This window comes from Massilia eburnea, from assembly GCF_050709955.1.
Taxonomy (GTDB): domain Bacteria; phylum Pseudomonadota; class Gammaproteobacteria; order Burkholderiales; family Burkholderiaceae_D; genus Rugamonas; species Rugamonas eburnea_A.
Genome location: NZ_JBNZFX010000001.1, coordinates 150,405 through 174,402, shown reverse-complemented (window position 1 = coordinate 174,402; position 23,998 = coordinate 150,405). Strand labels below are relative to the sequence as shown.

27 protein-coding genes are annotated in these 23,998 nt (G+C 56.2%); 16 read left to right on the top strand and 11 right to left on the bottom strand.

The features are described from left to right. Position 1: 1 nt before the first annotated feature. The 10 genes from murA to ACQ4MM_RS00830 all read right to left on the bottom strand — a co-directional run bounded on the left by murA (position 2) and on the right by ACQ4MM_RS00830 (position 7,269). A complete protein-coding gene (gene murA, locus ACQ4MM_RS00875; RefSeq protein ID WP_431475583.1) occupies positions 2–1,252 on the bottom strand; it encodes a UDP-N-acetylglucosamine 1-carboxyvinyltransferase in 1,251 nt (416 codons plus the stop codon). A gap of 17 nt (positions 1,253–1,269) precedes the next feature. Beyond that, positions 1,270–1,506, bottom strand: coding sequence for a BolA family protein (locus tag ACQ4MM_RS00870; protein WP_028103535.1), 237 nt, complete (start codon positions 1,504–1,506; stop codon positions 1,270–1,272). 18 nt (positions 1,507–1,524) lie between these two features. Further along, positions 1,525–2,286 (bottom strand): ABC transporter permease, encoded by a 762-nt coding sequence (locus tag ACQ4MM_RS00865; protein WP_155455822.1) that lies wholly within the window; start codon positions 2,284–2,286, stop codon positions 1,525–1,527. Then, positions 2,283–3,188, bottom strand: coding sequence for an ABC transporter ATP-binding protein (locus ACQ4MM_RS00860; protein ID WP_431475582.1), 906 nt, complete (start codon positions 3,186–3,188; stop codon positions 2,283–2,285). The genes ACQ4MM_RS00865 and ACQ4MM_RS00860 overlap by 4 nt, the downstream gene beginning before the upstream one ends. A gap of 200 nt (positions 3,189–3,388) precedes the next feature. Further along, complete coding sequence (locus tag ACQ4MM_RS00855; protein ID WP_431475581.1) at positions 3,389–3,685, bottom strand: STAS domain-containing protein; 297 nt, start codon at positions 3,683–3,685, stop codon at positions 3,389–3,391. 3 nt (positions 3,686–3,688) lie between these two features. Beyond that, positions 3,689–4,333, bottom strand: coding sequence for an MlaC/ttg2D family ABC transporter substrate-binding protein (locus ACQ4MM_RS00850; RefSeq protein WP_431475580.1), 645 nt, complete (start codon positions 4,331–4,333; stop codon positions 3,689–3,691). 32 nt (positions 4,334–4,365) lie between these two features. Further along, positions 4,366–5,142, bottom strand: a complete 777-nt coding sequence (locus ACQ4MM_RS00845) for an MlaA family lipoprotein (protein WP_431475579.1) — start codon at positions 5,140–5,142, stop codon at positions 4,366–4,368. Then, on the bottom strand, positions 5,139–5,609 hold the full coding sequence (gene mlaD / locus ACQ4MM_RS00840) for an outer membrane lipid asymmetry maintenance protein MlaD (RefSeq protein WP_431475578.1): 471 nt from the start codon (positions 5,607–5,609) through the stop codon (positions 5,139–5,141). Before mlaD ends, ACQ4MM_RS00845 begins: the two co-directional genes overlap by 4 nt. A 77-nt stretch (positions 5,610–5,686) precedes the next feature. Further along, positions 5,687–6,469: a lipid asymmetry maintenance ABC transporter permease subunit MlaE gene (gene mlaE / locus ACQ4MM_RS00835; protein ID WP_431475577.1), complete on the bottom strand. Its 783-nt coding sequence runs from the start codon at positions 6,467–6,469 to the stop codon at positions 5,687–5,689. Beyond that, the gene (locus tag ACQ4MM_RS00830; RefSeq protein ID WP_431475576.1) at positions 6,466–7,269 is read right to left on the bottom strand and encodes an ABC transporter ATP-binding protein; all 804 of its coding nucleotides are present in this window, start codon (positions 7,267–7,269) and stop codon (positions 6,466–6,468) included. Before ACQ4MM_RS00830 ends, mlaE begins: the two co-directional genes overlap by 4 nt. 230 nt (positions 7,270–7,499) lie before the next feature. Here ACQ4MM_RS00830 and ACQ4MM_RS00825 point away from each other — a divergent pair, with 230 nt between their 5' ends. The 16 genes from ACQ4MM_RS00825 to ACQ4MM_RS00750 all read left to right on the top strand — a co-directional run bounded on the left by ACQ4MM_RS00825 (position 7,500) and on the right by ACQ4MM_RS00750 (position 20,923). Then, entirely contained in the window at positions 7,500–9,815 is a 2,316-nt protein-coding gene (locus ACQ4MM_RS00825; protein WP_431475575.1) for a TonB-dependent receptor, read from the top strand. 3 nt (positions 9,816–9,818) lie between these two features. Continuing rightward, on the top strand, positions 9,819–10,337 hold the full coding sequence (locus tag ACQ4MM_RS00820; RefSeq protein WP_431475574.1) for a DUF3592 domain-containing protein: 519 nt from the start codon (positions 9,819–9,821) through the stop codon (positions 10,335–10,337). Positions 10,338–10,343: 6 nt separating this feature from the next. Beyond that, a complete protein-coding gene (locus ACQ4MM_RS00815; protein ID WP_431475573.1) occupies positions 10,344–10,847 on the top strand; it encodes a hypothetical protein in 504 nt (167 codons plus the stop codon). 538 nt (positions 10,848–11,385) lie between these two features. Then, positions 11,386–11,814 carry an Imm50 family immunity protein gene (locus ACQ4MM_RS00810; protein ID WP_431475572.1) on the top strand — a complete coding sequence of 143 codons (429 nt, stop codon included), beginning with the start codon at positions 11,386–11,388 and terminating at the stop codon, positions 11,812–11,814. A gap of 273 nt (positions 11,815–12,087) precedes the next feature. Next, the gene (gene secB / locus ACQ4MM_RS00805; RefSeq protein ID WP_431475571.1) at positions 12,088–12,600 is read left to right on the top strand and encodes a protein-export chaperone SecB; all 513 of its coding nucleotides are present in this window, start codon (positions 12,088–12,090) and stop codon (positions 12,598–12,600) included. A 277-nt stretch (positions 12,601–12,877) separates the two neighbouring features. Next, positions 12,878–13,321 carry a hypothetical protein gene (locus tag ACQ4MM_RS00800; RefSeq protein ID WP_431475570.1) on the top strand — a complete coding sequence of 148 codons (444 nt, stop codon included), beginning with the start codon at positions 12,878–12,880 and terminating at the stop codon, positions 13,319–13,321. Positions 13,322–13,511: 190 nt separating this feature from the next. Continuing rightward, positions 13,512–14,156 carry a hypothetical protein gene (locus tag ACQ4MM_RS00795; RefSeq protein WP_431475569.1) on the top strand — a complete coding sequence of 215 codons (645 nt, stop codon included), beginning with the start codon at positions 13,512–13,514 and terminating at the stop codon, positions 14,154–14,156. Positions 14,157–14,215: 59 nt separating this feature from the next. Further along, positions 14,216–14,590 (top strand): hypothetical protein, encoded by a 375-nt coding sequence (locus ACQ4MM_RS00790; protein ID WP_431475568.1) that lies wholly within the window; start codon positions 14,216–14,218, stop codon positions 14,588–14,590. A gap of 78 nt (positions 14,591–14,668) precedes the next feature. Further along, positions 14,669–14,908 (top strand): hypothetical protein, encoded by a 240-nt coding sequence (locus ACQ4MM_RS00785; RefSeq protein ID WP_431475567.1) that lies wholly within the window; start codon positions 14,669–14,671, stop codon positions 14,906–14,908. A 115-nt stretch (positions 14,909–15,023) separates the two neighbouring features. Beyond that, positions 15,024–15,593, top strand: coding sequence for a DUF6891 domain-containing protein (locus tag ACQ4MM_RS00780; RefSeq protein WP_431475566.1), 570 nt, complete (start codon positions 15,024–15,026; stop codon positions 15,591–15,593). A 38-nt stretch (positions 15,594–15,631) separates the two neighbouring features. Further along, a complete protein-coding gene (locus tag ACQ4MM_RS00775; protein ID WP_431475565.1) occupies positions 15,632–16,051 on the top strand; it encodes a hypothetical protein in 420 nt (139 codons plus the stop codon). Positions 16,052–16,139: 88 nt separating this feature from the next. After that, positions 16,140–16,523 (top strand): hypothetical protein, encoded by a 384-nt coding sequence (locus ACQ4MM_RS00770; RefSeq protein ID WP_431475564.1) that lies wholly within the window; start codon positions 16,140–16,142, stop codon positions 16,521–16,523. A gap of 443 nt (positions 16,524–16,966) precedes the next feature. Then, a protein-coding gene (locus ACQ4MM_RS00765) for an IS3 family transposase (protein ID WP_431475563.1) occupies positions 16,967–18,216 on the top strand; the annotation gives its coding sequence in 2 pieces (ribosomal slippage) (positions 16,967–17,252 and positions 17,252–18,216; 1,251 coding nt in all). Between the two features lie 1,148 nt (positions 18,217–19,364). Next, complete coding sequence (locus ACQ4MM_RS00760; protein WP_431475562.1) at positions 19,365–19,667, top strand: hypothetical protein; 303 nt, start codon at positions 19,365–19,367, stop codon at positions 19,665–19,667. A gap of 100 nt (positions 19,668–19,767) precedes the next feature. Then, a complete protein-coding gene (locus ACQ4MM_RS00755) occupies positions 19,768–20,169 on the top strand; it encodes a DUF6896 domain-containing protein (protein WP_431475561.1) in 402 nt (133 codons plus the stop codon). Positions 20,170–20,629: 460 nt separating this feature from the next. Further along, positions 20,630–20,923 carry a hypothetical protein gene (locus ACQ4MM_RS00750; RefSeq protein WP_431475560.1) on the top strand — a complete coding sequence of 98 codons (294 nt, stop codon included), beginning with the start codon at positions 20,630–20,632 and terminating at the stop codon, positions 20,921–20,923. Positions 20,924–22,554: 1,631 nt separating this feature from the next. Here the strand turns inward: ACQ4MM_RS00750 and ACQ4MM_RS00745 are convergent. Continuing rightward, positions 22,555–23,976: a pectate lyase family protein gene (locus tag ACQ4MM_RS00745; RefSeq protein ID WP_431475559.1), complete on the bottom strand. Its 1,422-nt coding sequence runs from the start codon at positions 23,974–23,976 to the stop codon at positions 22,555–22,557. Between the last annotated feature and the right edge of the window lie 22 nt (positions 23,977–23,998).

Sequence of the window (23,998 nt, the reverse complement as noted above, 5' to 3'; positions counted from 1 at the left end):
GTTATTTAAGTCGGGTGATATTGGCGCCCACGGCGGACAGCTTCACTTCCATGCGGTCGTAGCCGCGGTCCAGGTGGTAGATGCGGTCGACCAGGGTTTCGCCCTTGGCGGCGAGGCCGGCGATCACCAGCGAAGCCGAGGCGCGCAGGTCGGTTGCCATCACAGGCGCGCCGATCAGCTGGTCGACGCCGTCGATATAGGCTGTGTTGCCGTCGATCGAGATCTTCGAGCCCAGGCGGTTCATTTCCTGCACGTGCATGAAGCGGTTCTCGAAAATGGTTTCGGTCACCTTGCTGCTGCCGCCGGCGACCAGGTTCACGGCCATGAACTGCGCCTGCATATCGGTCGGGAAGCCCGGGTATTCGGTGGTGCGGAAGGACACCGGCTTCGGGCGCTGGTCCATCTTGGCGCGGATCCAGGTGTCGCCCACGGTCAGCTCCACGCCCATCTCGCGCAGCTTGTCCAGCGCCACGTCGAAGATGTCGGTGCGGGTATTGCGGATGGTGATGTCGCCGCCGGCGGCTGCCACTGCGCACAGGAAGGTCACCGCTTCGATGCGGTCGGAGATGACGTCATGCTTGGCGCCGTGCAGTGCGGGCACGCCCTGGATCACCAGGCGGTCGGTACCGATGCCTTCGATCCTGGCGCCCATTGCCACCAGCAGGTTGGCCAGGTCGGTCACTTCCGGCTCGCGCGCGGCATTTTCCAGGACGGTCTCGCCTTCGGCCAGGGTCGCAGCCATCAGCAGGTTCTCGGTGCCGGTCACGGTGATCATGTCGGTGACGATACGGGCGCCCTTCAGCTTCTTGCACTTGGCGTAAATATAGCCGCCGTCAATGGTGATCTCCGCGCCCATGGCACGCAGGCCCTTGATGTGCTGGTCGACAGGGCGCGAACCGATGGCGCAGCCGCCCGGCAGCGACACCTTGGCTTCGCCGAAGCGCGCCAGCAGCGGGCCCAGTACCAGGATCGATGCGCGCATGGTCTTCACCAGCTCATACGGCGCTTCGCACTTGTCGATCTTGGAACCGTTCAGCGTGACCTTTTCGCCATCCTGCTGGACCGACAGGCCGGTCTGGCGCAGGAGCTTGAGCATGGTCGCCACGTCGTGCAGCAGCGGCACATTGGTCAGTTCCAGGTCGCCTGCGGTCAGCAGGCCTGCGCACAGGATAGGCAGGGCGGCGTTCTTGGCGCCGGAAATCTTGATGTCGCCGACCAGGCGCTTGCCGCCGGTGATGAGGAGCTTGTCCATATTCTTGTAATCCTTTGTTAGCCTTGGAACTCTTCTGGAGTCAGGGTTTTCATCGACAGTGCATGGATCTCTTCGCGCATACGGTCGCCCAGCGCGGCGTACACCAGCTGGTGGCGCTGGATCGGACGCTTGCCGGCAAAGGCAGGCGACACGATCACGGCCTGGAAGTGCTGGCCGTCGCCCTCCACTTGCAGGTGGGTGCATTCGAGGCCGGCAGCGATGTAGCTGTGGATTGCTTCTGGAGTTGTGGTCACTTTGAATTCCTCAATAAATCAGTGGCGCAAGCGATAGCCGCTGCGCAGAAGTTTGATGGCGAGCAGCGCCAGCACCACCAGGAAGGCGGAAACAATGGCGACGCTGATCCATGGGTTCACGTCGGACTGCCCGAAGAAGCCGTAGCGGAAGCCGTCGATCATGTAGAAGAACGGGTTCGCATGCGATACGGCCAGCCAGAACGGCGGCAGCGAATGGATCGAATAGAACACGCCGGCCAGGAAGGTCAGCGGCACGATCAGGAAATTCTGGAAGGCGGCCAGCTGGTCGAACTTCTCGGCCCAGATGCCGGCGATCAGGCCCATGGTGCCGAGGATCGCCGCACCCAGCAAGGCGAACACCAGGATCCACAGCGGCGCCGTGAAGCTCAGGTGCGCGAACCAGGCGGTAATTGCGAACACGCCGAAGCCGACGGTGATGCCGCGCACCATCGAAGCCAGCACGTAGGCGGAGAAGATCTCCCAGTGCGACAAAGGCGTCAGCAGCACGAACACCAGGTTGCCGGTGATCTTGGACTGGATCAGCGAGGATGAGGAGTTGGCAAAGGAATTCTGCAACACGCTCATCATCACCAGGCCCGGGATCAGGAAGGCGGTGTAGGTCACGCCCGGATACACCTCGACGCGGCCCGACAGCACATGCCCGAAGATCAGCAGGTACAGCATGGCGGTCAGGATCGGCGCGGCAATCGTCTGCGTGGCGACCTTGTAGAAGCGCAGCGTCTCTTTGTAGACCAGGGTGCGGAAGCCGGTGGTGATCATACGATGTTCTCGTCCATGATTTGCAGGAAGATGTCTTCAAGGTCGGCCTGCTGCAGCTGCATCTCGTCGATGCTGATGCCGCCCTGGCGCAGGCGCGCGAGGATGCCTTCCACTTCCGCGTAATCATTGATGCGCAGGCTGTACTTGTTGTCTTCCGGTGGATGGTTCAGCAGCGGCTGCAACTCTTCCGGCAGCGAATTGTGCGGCAGGTGCAGCACCAGCTGCGAGCCGGAGATGCGGCGGATCAGCTGCGACATGGTATCCAGCGCCACCACCTTGCCCAGTTTGAGCATGGCGACGCGCTTGCACATGGCTTGCGCCTCTTCCAGGTAGTGCGTGGTCAGTACGATGGTGTGGCCTTCGCGGTTCAGGCGCGAAATGAACTTCCACAGCGTCTGGCGCAGCTCCACGTCGACGCCGGCGGTCGGCTCGTCCAGCACGATGACGGGCGGCTTGTGTACCAGCGCCTGCGCCACCAGCACGCGGCGCTTCATGCCGCCGGACAGGGCACGCATATTGGTGTCGGCCTTGTTGGCCAGGCCCAGCTCCTCCATCACCTCGTCGATCCACTTGTCGTTGTTGCCCAGGCCGAAGTAGCCCGACTGCAGGCGCAGCGTTTCGCGCACGGTGAAGAAAGGATCGAACACCAGTTCCTGCGGCACCACGCCCAGTTTGCGCCGCGCCGCGCGGAAGTCCGTCACCACATCGTGGCCGTGGATCTTCACAGCGCCGGCATCGGCGCGGATCAAGCCGGCGATGATCGAGATCAGGGTGGTCTTGCCCGCGCCGTTCGGCCCAAGCAGGCCAAAGAACTCGCCCTCTTCGATTTTCAGTGACACGCCGCCAAGCGCCTGCAGCGTCTTGTAGCGCTTCTGGACGTTGCTGATTTCGATTGCTGTCATGCTTACTTGTATAGATAACTGGGACAACGATGACCGTTGCAAAGACGCGCGCTCAGCAAGCGCGGTAGACGGTCAATTATATTGGAAATTTGGTTCGGGCTCGCCGAACCGGTTGAAACTACAGCTTGATCAGGGTGTCAGGTGTTGGCAGGCGTAGCCTGTTGGGGCCTGATACCGCTAATCAATGGGGGAGGCGGGGGTCAATGATGATGCAGATCGGCGGGCGACACGAGCGTGCACACGCCGTAGAGCTTGGTCAAGCTCTGAAGCTGTCCTGGCAGGTTGCGCAGTTCCAGCTTGATGCCGTTTTGAGCGGCAGCGCGCTGCCATGCCAGCATGACTGACACGGCAGCGGAGTCCACGGCTTCCACCTGGCCCAGGTCGAACACGGTCTGGCCGGCGCGCAGCGCAGCCAGGCCGTGGGCCAGCGCCTCCGTGGCGTTGGCCACGGTCAGCGACTTCAGCGCAAGCTGGTTGGAAACAGTGGTATCAGGCATTATTTATTTACCTGCAGTCTTCAATGGCTTGGAAGCCAGCTTCTTGTTCTTTTCGGACAGGGTCTTGATCAGGCCGTCGATGCCGCCTTTCGAGATTTCCGAAGCGAAGGTGCCTTTGTAGGCTTCCACCAGCCAGGCGCCGAGCACGTTGATGTCATAGATCTTCCAGCCGGCATCGGTCTTGGCGACGCGGTAGTTCAGCTGGATCGGCTCGCCGCGCTGCTGGTTTACCTGGGAACGCACTTCCACTTCGGTATCGCCTGGGGACGAACGCATAGGCTTGAAATCGACGGTCTGGTCTTTCACCTGGGACAGGGCGCCCGAGTAGGTGAAGATCAGCAGGGTGCGGAATTCAGCAGCCAGTTGCTTTTGCTGTTCCGGGGTCGCTTCGCGCCAGTAGCGGCCAGCCGCCAGGGAAGTCATGCGCTGGAAGTCGACGTAAGGCAGGATCTTGGTTTCCACCAGGTCCATGACTTTTTTCTGGTTGCCAGCCTGGATCTCTTTGTCGGACTTGGCGGTTTCCAGCACTTCGGAGCTGATGCGCTTGACCAGCACGTCCGGCGCTTCATTGGCTGGAGCAGTAGCGGCAAATGCGCTGGTGGCGAAAGCTACCGTTGCGACCGCGATCAGTTGTTTGATCAATTTCATTGTTCTTTACCTATGTAGGGTTGTGTTCCGGATCACAGGCTGGGTTTGGTTTCAGCCGGTTCCGGCATTATAGCCTGAGGCTGCTTTGGGGCCTCGTCCTCCACTTCAGGCTGCTTCTGCTTGTCCTTTGGACCGTCTTCGCCATCGTAGACCTGGCTGTTACGGCGCTGCATCCAACCGTCACGGATGAATTCGTAACGGTCGAGGGCGGCATCTTCAAGCAGCGTGGAAGCGTCCAGCAAAGCTGCACGCTGATCCACCACACGGGTAACGGTGCCGATGTTGCGCACGTTGACAGGATCTTTGTATTGCCATGGGTCGGCAGAGATATCCGCCGGCAGGGCGACGGTATCGCGCACGGTGGACGGGCCGAGCAGCGGCAGCATCACGTATGGGCCGGACGGTACGCCCCAGGAACCGAGGGTCTGGCCGAAATCTTCTTTATGTTTTTGCAATCCTGCTTCGGATGCAATATCGAGCACGCCCAGCAGGCCGAAGGTCGAATTCATCGCCACTCGCATCAAGTCCGACATGCCGTCACCGACCTTGCCTTGCAGCAGGTTATTGGCGGCGGTCCAGACGTCGGCCAGGTTGCCGAAGAAATTGCTGACGCCGGTCTGGAAGAAGCCCGGGGTGACGTTCTTGTAGACAGTGGCGGTCGGCTTCAGCGCGTACTCGTCCAGCTTGTCGTTAAAGTTGAAGACGGCGCGGTTATAGCCTTCATATGGATCGCGCGGGTTCGGACCGGCGCAGCCGCTCAGGGTGCCGACGACCGCCAGGCTCAGGGCAAGGGTACGGAATTTGCTCATTGGGAGTCCTTTCCTTCGGCTGCCTTGCTATAGATGAACTGGTTGATCAAGTCTTCCAGCACGGTTGCGGACTGGGTACGAGCAATACGGTCGCCTGCGACCAGGTTCTTTTCATCGCCACCGGCTTCGATACCAATGTATTGCTCGCCCAGCAGGCCTGCGGTCAGGATCTTGGCCGAGCTGTCCTTAGGGAATTTGAAGCCTTCTTCCATGTCCAGCGTCACCACGGCTTTGTACACCTTGTCGTCAAAGCCGACCGAGGCAACGCGGCCCACCACCACGCCGGATGCCTTGACGGCAGCCTGTGGGCGCAGCGAACCGATATTGTCGAAGCGAGCGGTCACCTGGTAGGTATTGCCCATGGTCATGGAGCCGAGGTTGCCGGCCTTCAGGGCCAGGAACATGAGCGCAGCAGCGCCCATAACGATGAACAGGCCAACCCAAACGTCGAGAGATTTACGTTGCATATCAAATCCTTAATTTGCCGGTATCAGGGGCCAACACGCTGCGCGTGTCAGCACCTGACACCAGAAAGCTACTTTTATTATTTACTAAACATCAGCGCCGTCAGCATGAAGTCGAGCCACCAGATCATCAGGGAGGAGATGACCACCGTGCGCGTCGTCGCACCGGAAACGTCTTCCGGGGTAGGCTGAGCTTCATAGCCTTGGTACAGCGCGATATAAGTGATGGCTACGCCGAACACCACACTTTTCACGAATCCGTTGAATACGTCTTTCCACACGTCCACGCCGCCCTGCATCTGCGACCAGAACGCGCCTTCGTCGACACCGATCAGCCCAACACCGATCAGGTAGCCACCGAGGATACCGACCGCGCTGAACATACCGGTCAGCAGCGGCACCGAAATCACGCCCGCCCAGAAACGCGGAGCCAGCACGCGCTGGATCGGATTCACGGCCATCATTTCCATGGCGGACAGTTGTTCACCCGCCTTCATCAGGCCGATCTCCGCGGTCAGCGAAGTACCGGCGCGGCCGGCAAACAGCAGCGCGGTGATCACCGGGCCCAGTTCGCGGGTCAGTCCCAAGGCTACCAGCAAGCCTAGCGACTCTGACGCACCGTATTTATTCAGCGTGTAATAACCCTGCAGGCCCAGCACCATGCCGACGAACAGGCCGGACAGGATAATGATGAGCATCGAGTAATTACCGATGACATGCAGCTGCTCGACCAGCAGGCGCGGACGGCGCAGCAGGCCGGGCGACAGCCCCAGCATGGTAAAGAAAGTACGCGCGGAAAGACCGATGCTTTCCACATAGTCGCGCGCACCACCACCCACGCTCAGCAGGAAACGGCGCATCATTTGCGGACTCCCAGGCCCAGGTCTTCGGCCAGCGATTTGCCCGGATAGTGGAATGGCACCGGGCCATCCGCTTCCGCGTGCACGAATTGCTTCACGTAAGGATCAGTCGAAACCATCATGTCAGCCGGTGTGCCGTGGGCAACGATCTTGCCCTGCGACAGGAAATACACATAGTCGGCAATCATGAACGACTCTTTCACGTCATGCGACACCAGGATCGTGGTCGAACCGAGCGCATCGTTCAGATTGCGGATCAGGTTGGCAGTCACGCCCATCGATATCGGGTCGAGGCCGGCGAACGGCTCGTCATACATGATCAGTTGCGGGTCCAGCGCGATCGAGCGGGCCAGGGCCACACGGCGCGCCATGCCGCCGGAAATTTCGCCCGGCTTCAGCTTGGCAGCGTTACGCAAGCCCACCGAGTGCAGCTTCATCAGCACCAGGTCGCGGATTAGTTCTTCCGGCAGGTCGGTATGTTCGCGCAGCGGGAAGGCCACGTTCTCGTATACGGTCAGGTCGGTGAACAGCGCGCCATGCTGGAACAGCATGCCCATTTTGCGGCGCAGCACATAGAGTTCCTTGGTCTTCAACTGGTGAACGACCTGGCCCTCCACGCTGATGGTGCCTTTTTGAGGGCGGATCTGGCCGCCGACCAGGCGCAGGACGGTGGTTTTGCCGCTGCCGGAACCACCCATGACAGCTACGACCTTCCCTCGAGGAAAGTCCATATGGAGACCGGACAGGATTGCCCTTTTCCCATAGCTGAAGTGTAAGTCACGGATTTCGACTAAATTTGACACGGATGTCGCTCTTTGTTCTTGAGGCCACATTGTAATTCAGAAACGGTTCTCTCTGCTTGCAGCCCCGTAGCGGCACAAATGGCACAGCTAAAGAGGCCAATTTTACAACACTAATAACCCTAGGGTCAGCAATTTACAATTAGAAACGGCTGTTGATCGGCTGTTCACTGCTGCAAGGCAGCAAATTCCTGCTATTTTAATAACTTTGGCTCATTCATAGGAAAAAAGGCATGAAAATTCGTCGGACGGTCCTCGCTTGCTCCCTGGCGGCTATTTCGGTCCAGGCCTTGGCGGATAGCGACAAGATCGAAGTTGTCACTGTCACCGCGCAAAAGCGCAAGGAAGATCCGAACAAGGTAGCGATGAGTATTTCCGCCATCAGCGGCGCCTCCCTGCTGTCGCAGCAGGTGGACGATTTCACCGACCTGACGCGGGCCGTGCCGAATATTTCCTTCACCGCCGCCACCGGCAATGGCGGCGCCGGGCCGGGCACCTCCAATATCGAGATTCGCGGCATCAGTTCCGCAGCCGGCCAGGCGACCGTTGGCATCTACCTCGGCGACGTTTCGCTCACGGTGGGCAACCTGTACACCATGGGCACGGTGGAGCCGAAGTTCTTCGATATCGACCGGGTGGAAGTACTGCGCGGCCCACAAGCCACGCTGTATGGCGCCAGCTCGATGGGCGGCACCATCAAATTCGTGCCGAACGAGCCCGACCTGAAAGAGCGCGAAGTCAGCGCCTACGCCGAAGCCTCCTCTACCAAAGGCGGCAGCCCGGGCTACTCCACCAATGTGGTCGGCAACTTCCCGCTGGTGGCCAACGAACTGGCACTGCGCATCGGCGTCCAAGCCCAGCGCTCCGGCGGCTTCATCAACCAGGTCGATGGCGACGGCAATGTGCTGGCCAGCGACATCAACAAGATCAACGACCAGGAACTGCGGGTCGCGCTGAAATGGGCGCCAACGCGCGACCTGACCATTACGCCATCCATCTACTACCAGCGCGTGGACGCCAAGGATATCGCCGCCTTCAACCTGGACCGCCCGCCTTACCAGGCGCAGAAACAGGTGCGCGAGCCATCCATCGACAAGCTGCTGACGCCAAACCTGGCTGTCAACTGGGACCTGGGCGGCGCCGACCTGACCTCCAGCACCAGCTACTTCCAGCGCAAGTTCGACCGCCAGCAAAACGGTTCGGCCTATAACAGCTATTCCCTTTCCACCTTCCTGACCTCGACCGACGATGGCGGCAAGGCACCGCCGGAACTGATCGAAGCCATTGCCGGCCTGCCGTCCACGGTCTACCTGAACAACGCAGTGCGCCAGATCTCGCAGGAGTTCCGCCTCGCCTCCAAACCCTACGATGCCGCGCGCTCGCCGTGGACCTGGCTGGGCGGCTTCTACTTTTCGAACCAGCACACCAACCTGAACGAGAACGATCCTATCCATGGCGTGGCGGCGACGTTCGAGAAGTTCGGCTTCTCCATCGACGATCCCGAGCTGTTGCCGGACGCTTATCCAGGTGCCTTCCCGAATGACAATTCCTTCGCCGGCGAGTTCCATTACCGCGAAAAGCAAAGCTCGATCTTTGGCGAAGTGAATTACTACTTTTCGCCGACGCTGCACGCCACCGTCGGCGCGCGCTACCTGACGGCGAAGTCCACCCTGGCCCAGCGCAACAGCAACTACCTGGCGGGCGCGGGCAACAACAGCAGCACCAGCCTGTCATCGCACGCGTTCACGCCGAAGTATGCGGTGACCTGGGAGGCCTCGCCCGAGCACACCATCTATAGCTCCATTGCAAAGGGCTTCCGCCTGGGCGGCTCCAACGTCTTTGTGCCCCCAACCACGTGCGGTCCGGACCTGGAAGAAAACGGCCTCACCGAAGGCCCGGCCACTTACGCACCTGATAGCTTGTGGAGCTATGAAGTCGGCAGCAAATCGCGCTTCCTCGGCGGCCGTGTCGCCGTCAACGCCGACGTGTTCTATGTGAAGTGGAAAAACATCCAGCAAGGCGTCTACCTGCCGACCTGCGCCTACACCTACAACGCCAACGCCGGCAACGCCACCAGCAAAGGCTTCGAATTCGACGTCAAGGCCAAGCCGATGGCGGGCCTGACCCTGAGCGCTGCCGGCGGCTACGTGAAGGCCGAACTGTCGAATGATGACGGCATCGCCAACGGCATAATCGGCGCAGTCAAAGGCGCACAAGTACAGGGCGTACCGAAGTACAACGGCACCGTCAGCGCGCAATACAACTTCTCGACCGCCGACGGCCACAGCGCCTTCGTGATGGGAGGCGTGCAATGGGTCGGACCAAGCAAAGGCTCGCTGAATCCAGAGCAGACCGACTACAATCGCCCTTCTTACCACACCGCCAATTTCAGCACCGGCATCTCGCTCGACCGCTACCAGTTGACGGCCTTCATCAAGAACGCCTTTGATGAAGACAAGGTAATCCAGCACCCGCAAGTCGCCTCGATCGTGCAAGGCTACCGCCTGGCGCCGCGCAGCATCGGCATGAGCATCGCTGCGAAGTTCTAAGGCATGGCGAAATCGAATACTGGCGCACGCCTTATAGTTTCGTTGTTCGTCCTTAGCTTCGCGCTGATGTTCGTTGGCGGCGGCGTCGTGAGCGGCGCCATGCTGTACCTGCAAATGCGCGACTCTTGGTCGGCGCGAAGCTACGTACCTGTGCCGGCGCAAGTGGGGTCGGTGGTGCTGGACCAGAGCTTCATCAACCATAAGGACAGAAGGTACCGCACGGAGGCCGAATTCAGCTACACGTTCGAAGGCCGCCCTTATGTGAGCAGCCGCGTTAGCCTCAACCGAGCAGCAGACGAATTGGTGACCTACCAGAAGAACATGTACGATCGCCTGCTGGCTGCGCAGGAAAACCATCGCCCAGTCGAATTGTGGGTAGATCCGGACAATCCTGAAAACTCCGTCCACGACCGTTCGATACGCTGGGAGAGATCGCTCACGTATCTCGTGGTTGGATCCCTCTTCCTGTTCATGGGGATCAAGGTCCTCGCTTTCCTCTACCGCGGATTAAAGAAAAGTTAGCCCAATATGTACAAACAGATTTTCCTGCTGCTTCTTCTAACGGCCCATGCGGCACTTGCAAGCGCTTACAACGATAAGGAGCTGGAAGAGGGCCTGAAGAATGCGTTTCGACTTAAACCCGGCACGACTGAACGAGCCGGAGACTCCGGCAAGGCGATCCAGGCGTATATGCATGAAGGCATCGTCAACAAGCGCCCCAACGAACGCTATGACTACACTGATTACTACCATGTGAAGAAGCAGGCGTCTTTCATGGGACACGACCTGGTTGTCATCGAAGAGGAGTACATGTCGAAGTATATGGGGTGCTGCGTCGATCCTGGAGCTGGCATCACGGTCAAGCTCAATGGAAGCCCAAGCAATCTTGCAAAGTTCGCGGAAGCGAACATGTGCTCATTCGATGACAACGTAGACATCCGGTCAGGATTGCGCGGCGTAGGAAACAAGACGACGCTACGAAAAGGCCGATACGCAACACTGAGTTGCCGTGAAAATGACACCCGTCGTTAACAGCACAGTTCCCAACGCCTACAACGAGGCAATTGCCGGCCGCATCAAATTTGCATCTCCCTGCTGGACATTACGTGTAGGAGTTGACACGCGACCTGACATTGGCTGCCCGATAGGTTGGAGTTCTCCGAGAACTGCTTCCGGCCAATAGCTGACCTTCCCGTAAACATTGAAGTTACTTCGCATGCCACGCATCTCTTTACGCACTATATGGGTAGCGCTTCAACTCCTATTAGTAGCTCCTTTTATGTTCTCGAGTGCAGTTGTAATCGAGATGACCTTTGCTGAGGCGGGAAAAGGCTATTTGTCTGAGACAGGCCAGCAAGTTCAATGTGAGGCGCTTGCACCTCGTGGGAAATCCTACAACAAGCCGCGCTGCACCAGCTTTGGCTCGAAAGAAACTAATCCGCTTGGATACGTCACCGCAATTGCTGCACTTGGAGGACTTGGCGTATTGATGTGGTGGAGTAGTCGGCCAGGGCGTGGACTCAGGTGGAGTAAATGAAATCTTGAAGCGCCCATTGCAGCCATCAAAAAAATGAACGAAGAAAAATCAGACTGGATTGAATACCTTGATAACAAGGTCGCATTGCTCAATGCGTTCAGTGGAGAATCGCCTGGACTCAATCGCTTGCGCTTGGCCCAGGTGATCATTGGACAAACTGGCGACTTTCGTGTGAGTCTGAATTTTCCGGAACTCCCTGAGCATAGCCCAACTCGATGGATCGCAAACGGCAACGATAGCGTGCAGCTTAGGCTGTCGTTTTACGACTTAACCCGACTGTCCATTTCGGGTAGAGCGCATGAAGGAAATCTCGATGTGGACGCGTCATTCGAACCGGATGGTCGATTCTTGATATCGAGCCACTTATTCGATGTTGATCTGACGTACGGGCATGTGAAGGCTGACCTGTATCCATTCAACTCCTCAGTATTTGAAGAGCCGCGAGATTGGTATCGTCGATAGTTGTTTCGTGGCCAGGCAGGAGCCGGCCATTAGCGGCCAGTGGCAAATGGTCAGGAAGTGAATGATGAAACGAATTTGTACAAATCTCATTTGATAGGTTCCGGTGTTCTCGATGCCCCCGGCGTAATCCTTACCCCCCCTGCCTAGAGGATCGCGAGCCGAAGGGGGGCTCGGTGCTCAACGTGCGTTGCCGAAGAGTCCCCAAGGCCGAGACGCAGGTGACGTCTCTCCCATTGGCCTGTGTTACCGAATAAATTTTCCAGAGGATATATTATGGTGGTCTTTTTCCTAACGTTCCGATCCCGCGTTCTGTTTGCCCTGTTCGGCATAATGGTGTCTTGTGCAAGCTTGGCGAGCGATGGCATCGCCATGCCGTTACCTGACATTCAGCGAATCTATTTAAAGCATCTCGAACTCAAGCAACCCAATTCTCCCGCTATTTTTCTCGACACTGCCCCACCAGAGATTAGCTACGACATGACGATCGATGCGTTGCCAGTCGGCAGCGACGTCTACGAGGTGGTGGTAGGTATGGTGGCGACCGGTCGCATCAAGAATAAGGTCGCCTACACGGTCAGCGCGAAACAGGCGGGCATCTTTCTCATCAAGAAGTTACCGGAGGATCAGTTGCATCGGCTCCTCGGTGCCGTCTGCCCGAACATTATTTACCCCTATTTGCGTGCCAATCTCAATGACGCGATTATCCGGGCTGGTTTTGCGCCCGTTTACCTGACGGAGATCGACTGGGATGCCTACTATAAGAAAGAGAAGAGGCGTAAGAAATAGCGCCGCACAATGCTGCTGCCTTGTGACGAACGTGCAAGGAAGAGCTCCAATGGTCGGGTGCTGCCGGTGGAGTGGCACGTCATCGTATTAGCTCCCGATTTTTCCGTTTTCGCTCTTCGCCCCGGTGAATGAATGTCCGCAAGGGGGTGCGGATTCAACCGTTCGACCGATGGTGAACACTTTACCTCGTCTGCCGGCGGTCATTGCTAAAAATGAATGTTAGTGGTCACCAATGAAGCCTAGAAGCAGATTCTTACAATTCAACTGGCGATCCTTATTGACCGGCCTCGGCACGATGCTGGCGATGTACGTCCTGTGCTACCCGCTTCGGTATCTCGCTATGCTCAATGCACTTGAGCCTAGCAGCGCAGTTGATGTAACGGGAACGCAATTGATAGAAAAAGCTGCCACAACGCCCTTGGTTATTTTTGTCGAGGTACTTACGTTGATCCCGATATTCGGCTTTTCGACATGGACGTTCATCCAAAAACAGCGCACTTCAAATACCACGACCGTATTTCTTCTGTTCCTATTCGGCTTATTTTTGTTTGGACCAATTCGCGACATTTCGGAGTACCCGACAATCGCTGCTATAGAGATCGCAGCCGCAAGTTTATTTACGTTTTTAGGTTGCCGGCTTTCACTTCGGCGACTGCGGAAAGCCTCTATCGCTGCGGTCAATACTAACCTTCCAAGAGCGACGGGCTCGCCACACCCGTGACGGTGCACGTTGGTTTTGATCTGATTGCAGGATTGGGGCCGCAGCCGCAGAGTCGGTTGGCCCCATCGTACCGTCGAGTACAATCGGCAGAGGTCGGCCAGCAGCAGTCGTTGGTCGGAATTGTAAGTCCTAGTCGATTGCCTGTTATATTGCGGATCTTGTTCTTAAAGTAAGTTAGTCTTCAGCAACCATGCTTTCCGCCAACTACACATCCGAAAACATTTGTCGAGCTCTTGGCCTTGGCGGCTTTGCAAATGACTGGCAGCTCGCCGAAGCTGATGAATGCATTCGCGTTCTTTTAAAACCGTCGTTCCACCGCGAGGTCTGCATTTCAATATTGTGTAAGGCAGGAGAAGTATCCGTTTCCGTTGTTGCCGCCGTCTCACAAATCTGGCTGCAAGATTGGCCCGTGCCACAACTGACGAAAGTGGAACAGGACGCCGCAGTTCTCTCCGAAAAGGAATTCACTCGCTTGTCATCGTTGCTGAACAAGTCGGCTGAGCCAAAACAAGGCCCGCGTTTTCTGGTGATTGACGGAATGCAGGCTCATACTGTTCTTCGTGCAGACCGTGAAGGCAAACTGAACCTAGATCAAAACGTAGGCGGCGACGCCAGTTATAGGTCATTTGTGGCCGAAGTAATCGAACAAACTCACGGCGCGGTCGAGAGCCCCAGCATTCGAAATGCGCTTGCGGACGCCGGAAGCTATGCAGGGTTGAGGATCCCAGTCGTCGCATTACCTCCTACCAAAGACATTGTTCGTACACTTGTACTCGGTAGCCAGGAGGAGACAGGGCAATTGCTCGAAGCCCTTCGAAAACAGCATGGTGATTGAATCGAGTAGACTCCGGCCAATTGCGGCCAGCTGCGGACATTTGTAGAAAAGGACCAAACTTGGATTTCAGTTTTCTTGGCGATATCCTGCCTGCGGAACGTGTTGATGAACTTTGTCATCGCCTACGGAAGATGATTGAGCCATTTCGTATACCTGGGCGAATGGACTCTATTCCAATCGCCTGTCAATTCCGCGGAGCAGAGCCTTTTGCCAGCTTCCAGGATGAATGGTTTGCGGGTGAGGTTGCAGTGGTAGCATTTTTTGAGAACTACAACGTAATGGTTCTAACCAATGTAAAGGCCGTATTGTCATTCCTTTCCAAGCGCGAGCCCTGGCAGGACTGGGACGTGTGCTTATTCAATCGGAGTGTGACGTGGTGTGCCGCAATCACCCATAACGACGAGGTGAAGTTCGTTCGCTTTGCATCGGCTTAACTCGTTCTGAAACCAACAGGGCCGACGGTATCGGCCATGAGCAGTCGTTCTTCAAAATTTAGGAGTAGCAGGCCTTGTATGACCAAACGCCGCATTGCAACTCATGAGGATTGCCTGAAGTCTTTCGCTCATGCTCTAAAGCAGGATGTCAAAGAAAATTTGGTCGTGTGGAGATCTTTGAACCACGAGCAAGCCATTGGTAGACGAATGGCCTTCGCGAACATTGTATTTCTGCTGAAACAAGAAGCTAGCAAGCATGGTATTCCGCTCGCGGACTTGGGGTTGGAAGACTACGAGGTGCCGAAGATTGACGAATAGGCCGAATGGCGGTTGGCTTGTGGACCTTGAGTTAAAATTCTGCCCGTAATTGGGCCTGTCACGGCCATGAACGGCCGACCGCATATATGAAGCAAGACAAATTGAGAAATTCAAGATGATTGAAATGAACGAAGAAGAGCAATATCTCGCTGATCAGATTAGCACATGGGTTTGGTCTGGTTTCTATGATCGCGCGGAGGTTCACACATCTCTCGATGACGTATTAGAAGGCAATGTCGATGAGTCGATGCTTCGAGCACTCATCGAAGAAGAGTTTCAGCGAAAGACCGCGGAAGAAAAAAGCTGGCCTCAATTTACCGACTGTGACCGGTTGGATGATGTATTTGGCGATTTGAATGGAGCCATGATCATCGCGTTGCAAAACGCTGGGTACACAACTTCAGACGGCCACGATGACGTGGGCGAGATACACGCGAAGCAACCACATGGCACCTACAAAGGATATTGCTTCTATCACGGCCAGGACCTTGAGCGAGCGGTAGCTGGTGAAGGACTGTGGCTCGCATTTGGCGATATGAAAGATACCGAAGCAGGAAAGACAGCAATCGCCGCCACGATCATCGAAGCTCTGGAGCGTCATGGTTTTTCCGTCGAATGGAACGGCAATGTTCAGACAAGGATACGGGTGCCGAAAATCCATTGGCAGAGAAGAGTTGATCGTTAACGGCCAAGAGCCGACTTTCATTTTTTGGGATCCTGTATATGCGGAATCTAGTTGCTATTTTGTTTGTCGCACTGACATGTCTTCATGCGAAAGCATCTGAAAATCTGACGATGGAATCAGCCGTTAAGATTGCTGAGAAATTTGTGGCGGAGAACGGCTATACGAATTTACCGGCGTCAAGTGTGAAGCAGGTCCTCAATAGCGAAAGCGTTGAGTGGGCATCTGAACGTCAAAAGCAGCTAGAGCAACGGTTCAATACCCTGTTGCCAAGTGCGATTGGCGCTAAGACCGGACGAAAGGGCAACAAGGCCGGATGGAGCGTAGCATTTGACTATGCCTCTACACCTGGTACTCTTGGCGCATGCCGAGTTGTAACCATGGCGTCAGACGGAACGGACATACGTGTTGAACATGTCGATGGCGTTCGAAAATATTTTGTGGGATTTGAAAAACACTAAGGCGGTCGTCGGCCATCACCGGACGGAGATTATTTTCATCTGACCAGATCGGCTAGAATTTGCTATTCAATTCAAATGATAGTCCTGCATGGATTTTGCGCAAAAGTACGCTTATCGCTACCTGATCTACCAAGGCACCCTTGCCATTCGCCCTATTGCTTTCGTTGGATCTGAGTGGTGGCAACGTTGGAATCTTGTGTATTGGCGTCGGAAGAGAACGCAAATTCGGAGCGCGGGTCAGGTCGCAAACTGGCTGCACAACGCAGCACTGTTTTCAGCAATTGACTTCGATGGATTTGACGAAGATGTATTCTGGTCTGAGCTGGATGCGCTGAAAAGCGCGTTTCCAGGGAATGAATTTGAACGCTTTCGTGATATCTTTTTATGTGCCTTGTTCGAGTTCAATGAAGGCCGATGGCCGACTTTACATGAGCAATCAGTGCTCGTGAAGGAAGCTGGCAGGGGCGTGTGAATGGTCTACGCTCAGCTTTGAGTTCGTAGGCCGTAAACGGCCAGTAGCAGCCGGTCACGGTAACGACATTGAAAACAAGTCCAATCAAACAAGATGTTATTAATGAAGAACCGCTTGATATAGTGGAGGCGATTTGCATTGGTTTCGTCGATGAGTCACGGTGGCTGTTATCTGGAACACAGGAAAAACTATGAAGCTGCAGAAGTGTTACCTGGTGCTTATATTGACGTTGGCAGCTCGCGCTCAAGCCATGAGCCAGTGTCCATCTGCGCACCTGACACCGGTTCTGCATTATGGGGGGCTGTTTGGAGGTACTGCAGATCTAGTGGACTACCGCATCACGAAAAGTGACGAGACCATCTTCCTCCAGTATATTGAAGTAAAGTGGATCCGGAAATTGAGACGGTAGTTTAAGCTGTTGTCCGTGAAAAGGATGATAGCAAATGAGCGAAGGCAAGAAACGCAGGGTGCACACGGCAGAATTCAAGGCTAAGGTAGGTCTGGAGGCGGTGCGTGGGGTGAAGACGGTAACGGAAATAGCGCAGGATTACGGCGTGCATCCGGTGCTGGTGGGGCAGTGGAAGAAGGAAATCCTGGAGAACGCCGGGGCGCTGTTTGACGCCAAGCGCGGTCCCAAGCCGGTGGACGAGGGCAGCCCGGAGGACAAGCTATACAGCGAGATCGGCAAGCTGAAAATGCAGGTGGACTGGCTCAAAAAAAAGCTCGGGGAATGAGTGCGGCTGAGCGGGCGCAATGGATCGAGCACGAGGGGGACATGCCGTTGACGCTGCAGTGCGATCTAGCCGGCATACCGCGCTCCACGGTCTATCGGCGGTTGGCGGTGGCGCCCCGACAGCAATGCGTGGACGAGGAAGATGGCCAACTGCGGGCACTGATCGACGAGGAGTACACCAGCCGGCCATTTTACGGCAGCCGGCGCATGGTGGTGTTCCTGCGCGGGCGGGGCTACTGCGTCAATCGCAAGCGTGTGCAGCGCCTGATGCGTGGGATGGGGCTGGCGGGCATGGCGCCGGGGCCGGCGACGAGCAAGCCTCACCCTGGACACAAGGTCTATCCTTACCTGCTGCGCGGTGTGGCGGTGACGCGGCCGAACCAGGTGTGGAGCACAGACCTGACGTATATCCGGTTGGCGCGTGGCCATGCGTATTTGGTGGCTATTATCGACTGGTATAGCCGCAAGGTGCTGTCCTGGCGCATCAGCAACAGCATGGACGCGTCATTCTGCGTGGACTGCTTGGAGGATGCTTTGCGCCACCATGGCAAGCCCGAGGTGTTTAACAGCGACCAGGGCTCGCAGTTCACCAGTGGCGCCTTCACCGACGTGCTTAAACGCGAAGGTGTGGCCATCAGCATGGACGGGCGCGGTCGGGCACTGGACAACATTTTCGTGGAGCGGCTATGGCGCAACGTGAAGTACGAGGACGTGTATCTGAAGGGCTATGCCAACATGGCCGAGCTGATGGTGGGGCTGGCGCAATACTTCGCGTTCTATAACGCCGAGCGCCCACACCAGGCACTGGGTTACGAGACACCGGATCGTGTCTACCGCGAAGGCATTGGTGGCGGTGCGCTGATCGTCGATAAGTTCGGCGACGCGGCACTGGAACAAGCGGAAGGTAATAAAACGGGGCAGCGCCAAGCAGCTGCGGAAGAGGAATTGGACACAGCTTAAATTAACCGGCAAAGTGTCTTGACTGATGGGTCCACTTTAAAGAGCAATCGCGGGACCCTGGCTACCAGCCGGCTTTCGTCATGTCACTGGTCCGAAATAATGCGGGGGTAGAGGCCGTTCTGATACGGCGAAGCAACGCTAAGAATTCCGGGAATTCGATCGAGGTAATCCGAAAGCCAGTGTCGGTCAAGGCTGCAGATCAGATGCGAGAGCTCTTCTCGTCAATCATCGCAGAAACGCATTATCCTGCCATGGCCGATCTCTGCCCTGTGCCATACACGCACGGATACTATGCGCAGGCATTTATTGAAGATTCGGTACGGGGATCGATGGCGGGTGAAGTATTTTCACCTTGGGACGGTTCGCGGGCCGCAGAACTCGTGGCAGCAGGGAGGTTGTTACGTGCTTACTTGGTTGGGGGAACCGGCGCCCTTCCACGGGGACTTTACACCGTAAGGTAACAGCCGCAGTTGATGTCGGAATATCCGTAGACGTCAACCGGCCAGAAAACGGTCCGTTCGGAAAATACACTAGGCGGCACAGCTTCCGTCAGAAAACTGCAAATGATGAATGTACTTGAGATGGCCGCAAATGGCTGTTGCTGCCTCAAATGATGATCCTGAGGGCATTTGCCTTAAGATAGACGAGGTGCTGCGACGGCTCGATACGCAAAGCTCAAGCAATGCACATCTCCGCGATCTTGTTGTCGAAGAATCGAGGGTTCGAATCCGAAACCACTCAGAGGTGACGAGCCTGTAAGTGGCAATTTCCTCGCACTTGTCTACTGCGCTCATTTTCCCTTAGTCCGACTCGATGAGTTTGCAGATCTTGGTGCCATGGAAGAATGGTTGGCGTCTGACAGAGGGATTGTGAACTATTTCGCTACGTACGTCGTTGTATTCATTGCTGGGAAACCTAGGCCGTACGCTGTTGCATACAGAGCAGCTGACGGCACTGTAGAAGAATTCGACAAGTGGGCACAAAATCAGGTTGGGCCTCAACCCGCTGAAAATGCAACCAACAGGTGGGTCATATGGAAATAACTCGTTGGTTCCCAGGTGCTCGAACAAGAGTTCTCCAGACGCTCGTCAAGCGCGATGAGCAGGTACAATCGGCCAATTTCAGACGTTCACGAATCGCTCTTCAATATGAACAAAACTGCGCACTATTTAGTAGTTGACGGAATGCTCTCGGGAACTGGTGTACGGGATGCCGTCGAGGGCGGCTGGTTGACGGCACCTGCTCTAGGCATTTCCGATAGCCTAGGAGATGAAATTTTAGCGTGGCAGCAACGATATGAGCTGGCGCACTTTCGGACATACACAAACTCGAACGAAGTTGATAGATTGGATGCGGACGGATTGGTTCTGCGTCAAAAATTGGCCGAAGAACTATCTCAAGCAAAAGTGCAGTATTTTTCTAGCGCGAAAATGCAGTTGGTAATTCCTTGAGAGCCCGTGTACGGCCAGGAGCAGACCGCCGGGCACCGTAACCTCAGATCTACCATCCATCATCCTCGACCGTAATTGTTCAACTGAAAAGAGAAATAAAATGATGCATGCTGCAAACTTGCCGGACACCGACGAGGACATACGTTTGATCCAGGAGGTCATTCCCTTGTGGCATGCTGAAATGGCTTGGGCAAAGGAGCTATTGAAAAGAGCGTTCAAATTGGAGGATGCGCAAGACATCATGCGCCGAGAATTCCGAGGTCTCCAGCAGATACCTGGCACAACTTGGTTCTTTCGTACCCACGGGATTGGAGTTGATGTCTTCAGGACCTGGAACGTAGGAGGAATTGATTTTGATTTCGACAAAGTCGATCCTGACCCATGGAGGCTACGTATTTTTCTGGAAAAACAGGTGAACGCGGGATCTCTGTCCTTTGAGAAATACGGCAAACTCATTGACGACGAAGAACGCTTAAAAACCGCCGTCAACGCGATGTTTTGATTGGCTAGATCCGGCCAAAACCGGCCATTCAGAGACAACTAATCTATGTCAATCGCCCGGAAAGGCAGTCGCAGGATCCTTGTAGAGTCCACAGGATATCGGTGGGCTATTCGGCCGCGTCCAACTTATTGCCAAGGACTGGCTCAGGGAAATCTTCGCTTTGCCGTTGAGTTGGAAGAAGGTGGTCGGACGACGCTCCTTGTCACCATGGGCGCCGCCCGGCCGGACAATTGGATGATGGCCGAAGCCAGCGTTATCACTCCCTCCATCGTAGAGCGCGCCATTCGACTTGCGCTTCAGCAGGGCTGGCGTCCCGGTGAGGCGGGAAGTGCTCTTGAGCTTTCGATGCAAAGTGCGGAATGACTGCTCGGGCTGTAGCTGCCGAGCCGGCTGGCCCCGCCATGCCGTCGAGTACAATCGGCAGGGACCGGCCACAGGCAGTCATCCCAAGGAGCCCAAAGTGCTTAGCGATGTAGAGTGCCGTGCGCTTGCCGAGGAGTATCTGCTTCGGTTGGCACAACAATGGGGAGAAGAGTTAGTGCTGCTGCCTTCTCCATTTGAGACATCAGCCACTTTCGCTTATACCTATAACACGCCAGAATTCCTCGCTACTGGTAACTACATCTACGCGTTAGGAGGCAATGCACCAATCATGGTGAGCAAGTTGACTGGGGAGATCAAGGAAGCAGGAACTGCTCTTCCTACCGAGCACTATGTTCGCGAATTCGAGGCCATGCATGGAAGGTCGGCTTAGGGGCGGAAGCTGTCGGCCATCAGTCGCAACCAGGCAGGTTACGTCTGAGCCAGTACACATTACGGCGCTGACCAAGCAACGTTGGCTTGTTCTTCGCGTTGAATGCTGCCCACAAGCTGCGGTGATTTCATGGCTTGGCCGGATTGTTCGGCTGGCACTTCCATTCAACCGCGCTGGTAGCTTTGCTATCCTGAAGTGCGAACGTTGTTGCTCGCGCTCGGGGTGCAGCACCGAACAAATCAGTGCTCTTTTGGGGACTTTATTACTAATGCCAGACATTCCCCTTGAGGCCGCTTGGTTTCACTCAGCTTCCTTTTGATTCTCAACTTCGTTTCCTCGCAAGGCTAAGCTTTGAGCTCACTGTTGCCGGACGAAATAGCTATGAGGCCGGCACCGAAGAGCTGACTCACCCGCGCCAGCTTCGCAGGGTGAACGAAATTCAGCATCGCCTCACTGCATGTTTGTCGCAACTTCTGGAAGGTGCAATGCCCTGATGGGTTCTTATCCTCAATGCCCGGCCTGGTGTTGGCAAACCACAGACGCGGAACTGAACGAAATTAACTGGTGGCACTGGTCCAGCGCAAAACAGCGACTGGGTGCAGAATGAAGCCGGATGCAACTGTTCCGGGGAACCGAAGGTTACCTTGACGACGCGGAATGGCTTATTCCTCGCTACGACGGAGTCTCGTTTTGAGGATAAATACCAAGCTGTCCATCTTCTGCTTGCCAACGGCACCGGGTTCGGTTCTTGATATAGGGGCCGGTACAGGCGTTGATTCGGCTTGGCTCACAAGGCAGGGGCACAACGTGACGGCCATTGAAACCCGTCGCCGCATTTTCTTGACGCGGGACTCAGGCTGCACTCCCCGCTTCAGATCGAGTGGATTGACGACAGCCTTCCGGAAATTGTTCAAGATGGCATCACGCAAAGAGTCCCTTCGACCTGGTGCTCGTAAGCGCTGTCTGGCATCACCTTGCGCCAGTAGAACAGATAAGCGCAATGTCCCCGCATAGCCCCATTGCTGAAAACCTGGCGCGACACTTGTGGTGTCGATCCGGCACGGTGCAGCCCCTGAGAATCGACGCGTGTTTGAAGTCTCTGCCGACCAAACAATAAACCTGGCGCTGACTTTCGGCCTCCAATTGATTGAGAAAGCGAAATCTGCCTCGATCCAGCCGGCTCAACCGCCAAGCTGGCGTTACCTGGACCTGGCTAGCGTTCGAGAAATGATGCGCGCTATCGCGTCATACGCCGTAGACTTTGGCCAGGATCGCTACCCCCCCAAGGACGACCGTAAATAGCAATGCCGGTGAGGACGCGAATTTCCATGCGAACCCCGCGAATCTCCGCACGGACATCTCGGCAGTTCCCTCTGGCTTCTTCCCGGAATTCACGAAAGTTCTCGCGAGTATCCTCCCGAAATTGGTTAAGGACTTCTGATTGATGCTCAGTAATGACCTCTAGCCGAACTACTCGTTTTTCAAAGTCACCATTTGGCTTGCGGGTCGGATCGCCGTTCACTGAACACCTCCATACCGCGATACGGCCAAGGCCTGCCGGATGCAACCAGTTTACGCTCATGAGGAAGATCGTCAAGCGCACGGGGCTGCGCGCTTGACGGAGACGACGATCAGTTCACCGTGATCTTGCCGGTGCCTGCGTTACTCAGTACCGATGCCTTCACCGCCGATGCGTTCAGCGGCGTGACCGAGTACGGCACGCTCCAGCCGACCTGGCTGCTGAAGCTGCACTTGGTCGACAAGTTGAGCGCTGCGCCGTTCAGCAGCGAGCCAACGTCGGTGATCGCTCCAGTCTTGCTGGAGGAGCCAGGGTTGGTCACGATGTTCGTGCAGCTCGATGCTCCAGCGATATCAAAAGCATTGTTCTGCGAGATGACCTTGGCTTTGTAGGCGACGCCGATGCTGTAGTGGTGCGGGTAGACAGCATGCGAACGTGAGCCTTCGAAGTAGTTGTTGTACAGATGCACCTTGCCGAACCGTACGCGAGGGCCACGTTCCGCCACGTTCAGGAAGTGGTTGTTGTGGAAAGTGACGGTCAGGTGGCCATCGTCTGTGGTGCGGCTGTCGGAAGAACCAATCAGGTTGTTCTTCTGGTGCAGCTCGAAGCGGTTGTTCGACACAGTCACGTAGTCGGAGCCGTTCTTTACATCGAGCGCACCGTCATGGCATTGCTTGACCTTGCCGTTTTCGACAGGCAGCTTGTCGTCCGTTACCGAACCATCGGTGAAGACGTTGTGGTCGACCCAGACGTTGCGCGAATTCGCGATCGTGATGCCGTCATATTCCGAATTCCAGTTGCCGCTGCTGCCATCTTCCGGATCCCACACAGGGTAGAGCGAGCAGGGGTTCTGGATCGTGAGGTTGCGCACGATGACGTTCTGCACGCCGTTCAGCACGATATTGCCATTGACCAGACGAGCATCGCTGCCTACGCCGATCAGGGTAGTGTTGCTGCCCGGTTTGATTTGCAGGCGCAAGCCTTCGTCGGTAGCGCTCTTGAATGGGCCGCCGTTGTCGGCTGCGGCCATATTGATGGTGCCCTGCAGCTTGATGATCTTTGGATTGTCGCCTTGCGCCTTGAGCGCTGCAACGAGTTGCGAACCGGTGTTGACCAGGTAGATGGCCGAGGAAGGCGCTGCGGCGCCGCCGGTGGTGCCGCCGCCTTGTCCTGCCCAACCGGTGGATGGCGCGGCTTCCTTGGTGGCGTTGGCGGATGGCGCCGGCGTAGGTGTCGGTGTCGGCGTTGGAGTTGGTGTCGGATCGGTGCCGGTCAGCGCGCCCACGGCACACTTCTTGGTCACACCAGGATAGGGGTCACTGCCAAAGGTGCCGGTCTCGCACTTGATGTCGCCAGAGAGGGTCTTGATGACCCACTTGTCTTTGATGCCGTAAGAAACCGAGCGGCTGCTACTGCCAACTTTGCAGGTGCCACCCTGGTCTGCGCACTTGGAATAGCCACTGGGCCAATCGGCCGCAAATGAGCTGGCGGAATAAATCAACATCAGGGCGCCGCAAATGAAGCTCTTCTTCATAGCCTAGATATCTCCAGAAATT

Bases quoted from the DNA above. Each gene is read 5' to 3' on its own strand.
- ACQ4MM_RS00745 (WP_431475559.1), bottom strand. From the start codon at position 23,976: ATGAAGAAGAGCTTCATTTGCGGCGCCCTGATGTTGATTTATTCCGCC.
- ACQ4MM_RS00860 (WP_431475582.1), bottom strand. From the start codon at position 3,188: ATGACAGCAATCGAAATCAGCAACGTCCAGAAGCGCTACAAGACGCTG.
- ACQ4MM_RS00810 (WP_431475572.1), top strand. From the start codon at position 11,386: ATGAACGAAGAAAAATCAGACTGGATTGAATACCTTGATAACAAGGTC.
- ACQ4MM_RS00780 (WP_431475566.1), top strand. From the start codon at position 15,024: ATGATTGAAATGAACGAAGAAGAGCAATATCTCGCTGATCAGATTAGC.
- ACQ4MM_RS00815 (WP_431475573.1), top strand. From the start codon at position 10,344: ATGTACAAACAGATTTTCCTGCTGCTTCTTCTAACGGCCCATGCGGCA.
- ACQ4MM_RS00755 (WP_431475561.1), top strand. From the start codon at position 19,768: ATGATGCATGCTGCAAACTTGCCGGACACCGACGAGGACATACGTTTG.
- ACQ4MM_RS00760 (WP_431475562.1), top strand. From the start codon at position 19,365: ATGAACAAAACTGCGCACTATTTAGTAGTTGACGGAATGCTCTCGGGA.
- ACQ4MM_RS00770 (WP_431475564.1), top strand. From the start codon at position 16,140: ATGGATTTTGCGCAAAAGTACGCTTATCGCTACCTGATCTACCAAGGC.
- ACQ4MM_RS00855 (WP_431475581.1), bottom strand. From the start codon at position 3,685: ATGCCTGATACCACTGTTTCCAACCAGCTTGCGCTGAAGTCGCTGACC.
- ACQ4MM_RS00865 (WP_155455822.1), bottom strand. From the start codon at position 2,286: ATGATCACCACCGGCTTCCGCACCCTGGTCTACAAAGAGACGCTGCGC.
- ACQ4MM_RS00795 (WP_431475569.1), top strand. From the start codon at position 13,512: ATGCTTTCCGCCAACTACACATCCGAAAACATTTGTCGAGCTCTTGGC.
- ACQ4MM_RS00820 (WP_431475574.1), top strand. From the start codon at position 9,819: ATGGCGAAATCGAATACTGGCGCACGCCTTATAGTTTCGTTGTTCGTC.
- ACQ4MM_RS00825 (WP_431475575.1), top strand. From the start codon at position 7,500: ATGAAAATTCGTCGGACGGTCCTCGCTTGCTCCCTGGCGGCTATTTCG.
- secB (WP_431475571.1), top strand. From the start codon at position 12,088: ATGGTGGTCTTTTTCCTAACGTTCCGATCCCGCGTTCTGTTTGCCCTG.
- mlaE (WP_431475577.1), bottom strand. From the start codon at position 6,469: ATGATGCGCCGTTTCCTGCTGAGCGTGGGTGGTGGTGCGCGCGACTAT.
- ACQ4MM_RS00785 (WP_431475567.1), top strand. From the start codon at position 14,669: ATGACCAAACGCCGCATTGCAACTCATGAGGATTGCCTGAAGTCTTTC.
- mlaD (WP_431475578.1), bottom strand. From the start codon at position 5,609: ATGCAACGTAAATCTCTCGACGTTTGGGTTGGCCTGTTCATCGTTATG.
- ACQ4MM_RS00845 (WP_431475579.1), bottom strand. From the start codon at position 5,142: ATGAGCAAATTCCGTACCCTTGCCCTGAGCCTGGCGGTCGTCGGCACC.
- murA (WP_431475583.1), bottom strand. From the start codon at position 1,252: ATGGACAAGCTCCTCATCACCGGCGGCAAGCGCCTGGTCGGCGACATC.
- ACQ4MM_RS00850 (WP_431475580.1), bottom strand. From the start codon at position 4,333: ATGAAATTGATCAAACAACTGATCGCGGTCGCAACGGTAGCTTTCGCC.
- ACQ4MM_RS00775 (WP_431475565.1), top strand. From the start codon at position 15,632: ATGCGGAATCTAGTTGCTATTTTGTTTGTCGCACTGACATGTCTTCAT.